Here is a 6,555-nt window from a genome sequence, read left to right as displayed (position 1 = left end):
ACCGCCCTTTCACGGCGGTAACAGGGGTTCGAGTCCCCTAGGGGACGCCATGTTTACCCGCGTTTTGCGGGACTTTTAAGGCTCATTCGAATATTGAATGGGCCTTTTGTTTTTGTCCTCGAAAAATGCTTGCATTCAAGCTCTGCGATCCAGGCGTGTGCCCGTACAACGCTGGACATTCGCCCGCAGATCACTGCTAAATTCCCTTTTTTGCGTCCGGGAACTGAACATGAGTTGGGACCTGCCTGCACCCTTCATCATCGACCTGCATGTTGGCAGCGAAGACATCGATGGCCTCGGCCATGCCAACAATGCGGTGTATGTCACCTGGCTGGAGCGCTGCGCCTGGCGCCACTCCCAGCGTCTGGGCCTGGATCTGGCCGAGTATCGGCGCCTGGACCGGGCGATGGCGGTGGTGCGCCACGAAATCGATTACCTGGCCGCAGCCTACGAGGATGATGCACTGCAACTGGCAACGTGGATCATCGATTGGGACCAGCGCCTGCGCATGACCCGCCGCTTTCAGCTATGGCGCCCGCAGGATGGCACGACCTTGCTGCGAGCCCAGACCACGTTTGCCTGTATCGAACTGTCCAGTGGCAAACCCCGGCGCATGCCGGCTGAGTTCCTGGAAGGTTATGGCCCAGCGCTGACCGGCGCCTGAATGGCCGGCGATATTTGCTAGACTGCCGCCTTTTCCATCGAGACCCTCACATGCAAATTGCCCTGGCCCCTATGGAGGGGCTGGTCGACAACATCCTGCGCGACGTGCTTACCCGCGTTGGCGGTATCGATTGGTGCGTCACCGAATTCATACGCGTATGCGATCGCCTGCTGCCGCCATCGTCCTTCGACAAACTGGCGCCTGAGCTGCGCCAGGGGGCGCGAACCGCCGCTGGGGTGCCAATGCGTGTACAGCTGTTGGGCTCGGATCCTACCTGCCTGGCCGAAAACGCGGCATTGGCCTGCGAATTGGGTGCGCCGGTGATCGACCTCAACTTCGGCTGCCCAGCCAAGACGGTGAACAAGTCGCGTGGCGGTGCCGTGTTGCTCAAGGAACCGGAGTTGCTGCATGCCATCGTGCGTGAAGTTCGCCGTGCGGTGCCTGCAGACATTCCCGTCACTGCCAAGATGCGGCTGGGCTTCGACAGCCCGGACGGTGCGCTGGAGTGCGCCATGGCGCTGGCCGAAGGCGGCTCGGCTCACCTGGTGGTGCACGCGCGTACCAAGGTTGAGGGCTACAAGCCGCCTGCGCATTGGGAATGGGTAGCTCGCGTGCAGGATGTGGTGAAGGTGCCCGTGTTCGCCAACGGTGAGATCTGGACGGTGGATGACTGGCGGCGTTGCCGCGAGGTCAGTGGTGCCGAAAACATCATGTTGGGCCGCGGTCTGGTGTCGCGACCCGACCTGGGGCTGCAGATTGCCGCCGCGCGTGCCGGGCAGCACTACCAACCGATGAACTGGGAGCAACTGCTGCCGCTGCTACGCGAGTTCTGGCGCCAGGCGCAGGCCAAGCTGTCGCCACGTTATGCACCCGGGCGCATGAAACAGTGGCTGGCCATGCTTACACGCAGCTACCCGGAAGCGGTCGTTCTGTTTGCCGAGCTGCGCCGTGAAGACGACTGCGCCCGCATTAGCCGGCTTATCGGTGCCGAACAGCAACCGGTGGATGCGTGTGTCGCTTGAGGCGCAGGGCAGAATAGATTTTTTACAGGCTCCCCTTGAAAGCCGTTTGCCAGCCCCTATCTCTTGAGTACGCGATGCCGAAGTCGGGTCGCGTAATGACCTACTTGCTGAAAACTCAGGAGTTATGACCATGACCACCGCTTTCTCGCTTGCTCCCCTGTTCCGCCACTCCGTGGGCTTCGACCGTTTCAACGACCTGTTCGAGTCGGCGGCGCGCAACGATGCGGGTAGCAGCTACCCACCCTACAACGTGGAAAAACACGGTGAAGACCAATACCGTATTGTGGTTGCGGCCGCCGGCTTCCAGGAAGAAGACCTCGATCTTCAGGTTGAGAAAGGTGTGCTCACCGTCACTGGCGGCAAGCGCGACAACAGCGCTGCCCAAGTGACCTACCTGCACCAGGGTATTGCCCAGCGCGCCTTCAAGCTGTCGTTCAGGCTTGCCGACCACATCGAGGTCAAGGCAGCGGGCCTTGCCAACGGCCTGCTCAGCATCGACCTGCTGCGTATCGTGCCTGAAGAAGCCAAGGCCAAGCGCATCCCGATCAATGGCGAACAGCCAGCGCTGAACTAACAGGCGCTACTGACAAGAAAGGCACCCTCGGGTGCCTTTCTTGCGTTGCAGGCGTCAATAGACAGCAGGCGCCTCCAGCAGCATCTGACGGAATTCTGCCAACGGCAAGGGGCGGCTGTGCAGGTACCCCTGATAGAGGTGGCATCCCAGCTGCTCCAGAAATTCCAGTTGTTCGCTGAGCTCCACGCCCTCGGCTATGACCGCCAGGCCAAGGCTGCGCGCCATGGCCACGATGGCGCGGACGATCTCGGCATCGTTGGGGTCAACGGTCGCGTCGCGCACGAATGACTGGTCAATTTTCAGCGCATCCACCGGCAGGCGCTTGAGGTAGGTCAGTGAGGAATAGCCTGTACCGAAATCGTCCATGGCGAAGCTGACGCCATAAGCCTTCAGCTCACGCATCTTGCTGATGGTGTCCTCCAGGTTCTGGATGACAATGCCTTCGGTGATCTCCAATTTCAGTATCTGTTTAGGCACCTTGAAGTCATTCAGGCTGCGTAAAACGCGCCCGACGAAGTCGTTCTGGCGGAACTGCCTGGGGCTGATGTTGACACACAGGCTGAAATCACGGGCATCTATAAGGCCATCCGCCAACATGCGCGCGCAGGCATCGCAGGCTTCGTCCAGGATCCAGTTGCCCACCTCCAGGATCAGACCGCTTTCTTCGAGCACCTGAATGAACTGGCTGGGCGGCTGCTGACCCAGCTGTGGGTGATGCCAGCGCAACAACACTTCGGCGCCGACGATGCGGTTATCGCGGGCATCCACTTGCGGTTGAAAGTGCAGCGCCATTTCGCCCCGTGCCAATGCCAGGCGCAGGTCGTTTTCCATACGCAGGCGCTCGCTGGCGGCCTTCTGCATGGTGGCCTGGAACACCTGTGTGGTGTTGCGGCCCGAATCCTTGGCCCGGTACAGCGCGATGTCGGCGCGTTTGAGCAAATCTGCCGGGGTAGTGCCGTGGTCTGGAATCAGGGCCACGCCGATGCTGGGTGTTACCTGCAACCGCTGGCCGTCCAGTGACATGGGCTGGGCCAGCAGCTCGCGCAAGGTGTCGGCCAGTTGCCGGACCTTTTCTTCAACGGTTTCCCGGCTGCCCTCCAGCCCGCTGAGCAGTACCACGAACTCGTCCCCGCCCAGGCGCGCCACGGTGTCCTCCAGGCGCACGCTGGCCTCCAACCGCGCGGTGATGATCTTCAGCACGGTGTCGCCAACAGGGTGGCCCAGCGAGTCGTTGATGTGCTTGAAGTGGTCCAGGTCCAGAAACAGCAGGGCACCGCGCAGGTGGTGGCGTTTGAGCAGGGCGATCTGCTGGCTCAGGCGGTCCATCAGCAAGGCCCGGTTGGGCAGATTGGTCAGTGGGTCGTGGTAGGCCAAGTGGCGTATCTGCGCCTGGGCGTTCTTCAGTTGGCTGACGTCGCGGGCTGTCATCAGCAGGCATTCTTCTTCGTTGAGGATGATCGGCTCAACCGACACCTCTACCGTCAGCAACTCGCCGCACTTGTTGCGCCCGAGCATCTCCCGGTGATGCACCCGTCCGTGTTCACGCAGCTCGGCCAGCAATGAGCTGCGCTGGCTGGCGTCGGCCCAGATACCGATCTCGAATACGGTACGGCCGACCACTTCGGTGGCGCTGTAACCGGTCAGCCGGCAGAACCCGTCGTTGATTTCCAGGTAACGCCCGCTTTGGCACTCGGTGATGGTGATTGCGTCAGGGCTTGAATGAAAGGCCTTGGCGAACTTCTCTTCGCTGGCCTTGAGCGCAGCTTCGGCCCGCTGCTGCTGGGTGATATCGCGCAGGGTGGTCACGCTGCAGGGTTGGTCGTCTACCGTGATCAGGCGGCTTGAGATCACGCAGGTCAGCGCCTCGCCATGACGGTGGTTGACCACCACCGCTACATTGCTCAAGGCTTGTTCGCGGATAACCCGTTCGATGCGCTGCGCCCGCTGCACGGACTCACCCCACAAGCCGATTTCTTCTGCGGTACGGCCGATCAGTTGCTCGGCGCCCCAACCGAAGGTGTGAGTGAAGGCGGGGTTGATCTCGATAAATTGCCCGGTGTCCTGGCGGGTCACGCAGATCGGGTCGGGGCTTACCTGGAACAGGCTGGCGAACTTCTCTTCCGAAGCGCTCAGGCGCTGTTCGCGCTCCACCTGGTCGGTGATGTCCAGCAGGGTGCCGGCCATGCGCAGCGGGTTGCCCTGCTCATCGCGATACAGCCGGGCGCGGCTTTCGATATAGCGTGAGATACCGTTGTCCAATTGCACCCGATAGGTGATCTGGTAATTGCCCGCAGGGCCTTCGCGCAGGCTGCGATAGGCTTGGCGCATGGAGCTGCGCTCCTGCTCGGGCACCCCTTCGAAAAAAGCGTCGAAGGATTCATGAAAAGGGGTAGGGGGCAGACCGTGCAGCTGCGCCGCCCGTGCCGAGCCATAGAGCATACCGCTGGGGATATGCCAGTCCCACGTGCCCAACTGCGCCGAATCCAGTGCCAGGTCCAGGCGTTCCTGGCTGTCCTTCAGTGCAAGTTCGGCGCGCTTGCGCTCGGTGGTGTCCAGGAAGGTGCTGAGCAGGAAGGTGGTGCCCTCGAGTTCGATGCCCTGAGTACACAGAATACCGTCGTGAACCCTGCCGTTGCTGGCGCGAAACTGCACTTCCATGATCAGAGGGCCACTGCTAAGGCGGGTGGCCTCCAGCATTTGCTGGCGTTGCTCCGGGTTAGCCCACAGGCCCAGTTCCAGGCTGGTTTTACCGACCACCTGGTTGCCTGGCCAGGCAAACGTGTCTTCGAAGTGCCGGTTCACCTCGAAGATCATGCCGTCGTGACGACGGGTCAGCAAAATGGCATTGGGGCTGAGGTGAAACAGCGTAGCCAAGCGCTTTTCCGAGTTGACCAGGGCCGTTTCGCGCTCGCGCTGACGGGTAATTTCCCGTACCACGCCGATCATCTGCGGCCGGCCATGCTGGTCGTGGGTAAGGCTGCCATTGATCTCCAGCCAATGCAGGCTGCCATCCGGCCAGCGGATGCGGTGCCGCATGGCGCGTTCCACCGGTTCGCCATTGAACACAGCCTGAAACGCCTGGCGGGTGCGGGCGCGGTCCTCTTCCGGTAGCAGGTCGAGGTAGTCGATATCTTCGGGCAACGCGCGTAATGGGTCGAAGCCGAACAGAGCCTGGGTGCCTCTTGACCAGCTCACCCGGCCACTCTCGATGTCCCACAGCCAAGCGCCCAGGCGCGCCCCGTTGAGCGCAGCCAGCAACTGCGGCGCATTCTGCCAGGCCTGTTCCGACTCCTGAGGGTCGGCCGCAGGGATCCTTGGCAGGCGCATTAAACGGTTCGCTGATTTGGGCATGGTTACCAGACCTTTGGCTTGTGACGCATCCTTGAGGGTAATGCCGGGCTGCCGGCGCCTCAGGCGGGCCCTGCGTGGCTATCGAGGAGGGCCATGAACGCCTTGGCCGCATTCGATAGGGTACGCTCCGTGTGCAGAATGTAGCCTAGCTGGCGCGACAGCTGAATGCCGGGCAGGGCGATGGGTGCCACCTGCCCGTCGAGCATGGTGCGCGGCAGAACGCTCCAGGCCAGGCCGATCGAAACCATCATCTTGATCGTTTCCAGGTAGTTGGTGCTCATGGCGATGTTGGGGGTTAGGCCCTGGCTTTCGAACAGGCGCTGGACGATGTGGTGGGTGAAGGTATTGCCGCCGGGGAAAACAGCCGGGTGGCGGGCAACATCGGCGAGGGTGACGGTGTGATTGTTGGCCAGCGGGTGTTCGGGGGCGGCGACGAAATCCAGTGCGTCTTCCCATACCGGTACCGCCCTGACCAGGTGATGTGGCTCTGGAGCGAGCGTGATTACTGCAATCTCGGCGCGGCCATGGAGTATTTCGTCGTAGGCCTGTTCTGAATCGAGGAACTGAATATCCAACGCCACGGCTGGATGCTTGCGCGTGAAAGCCCGCAGCAGCGGGGGCAGGCGGTGCAGGCCGATATGGTGGCTGGTGGCCAGGGTCAGGCGACCACCGACTTCGCCTGACAGATTGGTCAGTGCACGTCGGGTATCATCAAGCACGCTGAGGATCTGGTAGGCCCGAGGCAGTAAGGCGCGCCCGGCTTCCGTCAGGGTCACCTCACGGCCAAGGCGGTCGAACAACCGCACGTCCAGTTGCTGCTCTAGCCCGGCAATGCGTTTGCTGATGGCCGGCTGGGTCAGGAACAGGCGCTCCCCGGCACCTGAAAAGCTGCCGGTTTCTGCGATGGCGATGAAGGCGCTGAGGTTGGCCAGATCCAATGTTTG

5 protein-coding genes are annotated in these 6,555 nt (G+C 61.9%); 3 read left to right on the top strand and 2 right to left on the bottom strand.

The window, feature by feature from the left end:
- Positions 1 to 229: 229 nt before the first annotated feature.
- The 3 genes from IAE36_RS20920 to IAE36_RS20910 all read left to right on the top strand — a co-directional run bounded on the left by IAE36_RS20920 (position 230) and on the right by IAE36_RS20910 (position 2,260).
- On the top strand, positions 230 to 664 hold the full coding sequence (locus IAE36_RS20920) for an acyl-CoA thioesterase (protein WP_028632358.1): 435 nt from the start codon (positions 230 to 232) through the stop codon (positions 662 to 664).
- 50 nt (positions 665 to 714) lie between these two features.
- Positions 715 to 1,686 carry a tRNA dihydrouridine synthase gene (locus IAE36_RS20915; protein WP_201165125.1) on the top strand — a complete coding sequence of 324 codons (972 nt, stop codon included), beginning with the start codon at positions 715 to 717 and terminating at the stop codon, positions 1,684 to 1,686.
- Between the two features lie 130 nt (positions 1,687 to 1,816).
- Entirely contained in the window at positions 1,817 to 2,260 is a 444-nt protein-coding gene (locus IAE36_RS20910; protein ID WP_028632360.1) for an Hsp20 family protein, read from the top strand.
- Between the two features lie 54 nt (positions 2,261 to 2,314).
- On the opposite strand, the gene IAE36_RS20905 is transcribed toward IAE36_RS20910, so the two are convergent.
- The gene (locus IAE36_RS20905; protein ID WP_201214406.1) at positions 2,315 to 5,611 is read right to left on the bottom strand and encodes a sensor domain-containing protein; all 3,297 of its coding nucleotides are present in this window, start codon (positions 5,609 to 5,611) and stop codon (positions 2,315 to 2,317) included.
- Positions 5,612 to 5,670: 59 nt separating this feature from the next.
- The gene (locus tag IAE36_RS20900) at positions 5,671 to 6,549 is read right to left on the bottom strand and encodes a LysR family transcriptional regulator (RefSeq protein ID WP_028632362.1); all 879 of its coding nucleotides are present in this window, start codon (positions 6,547 to 6,549) and stop codon (positions 5,671 to 5,673) included.
- Between the last annotated feature and the right edge of the window lie 6 nt (positions 6,550 to 6,555).

Origin of the sequence: Pseudomonas sp. S36, assembly GCF_016647875.1 — a bacterium.
In the GTDB taxonomy this organism is placed as follows: domain Bacteria; phylum Pseudomonadota; class Gammaproteobacteria; order Pseudomonadales; family Pseudomonadaceae; genus Aquipseudomonas; species Aquipseudomonas parafulva.
The sequence above is the reverse complement of the archived record's forward strand: the minus strand, read 5'-3'. Positions and strand labels throughout refer to the sequence as shown.

Bases quoted from the DNA above. Each gene is read 5' to 3' on its own strand.
- IAE36_RS20905 (WP_201214406.1), bottom strand. From the start codon at position 5,611: ATGCCCAAATCAGCGAACCGTTTAATGCGCCTGCCAAGGATCCCTGCG.
- IAE36_RS20920 (WP_028632358.1), top strand. From the start codon at position 230: ATGAGTTGGGACCTGCCTGCACCCTTCATCATCGACCTGCATGTTGGC.
- IAE36_RS20910 (WP_028632360.1), top strand. From the start codon at position 1,817: ATGACCACCGCTTTCTCGCTTGCTCCCCTGTTCCGCCACTCCGTGGGC.
- IAE36_RS20915 (WP_201165125.1), top strand. From the start codon at position 715: ATGCAAATTGCCCTGGCCCCTATGGAGGGGCTGGTCGACAACATCCTG.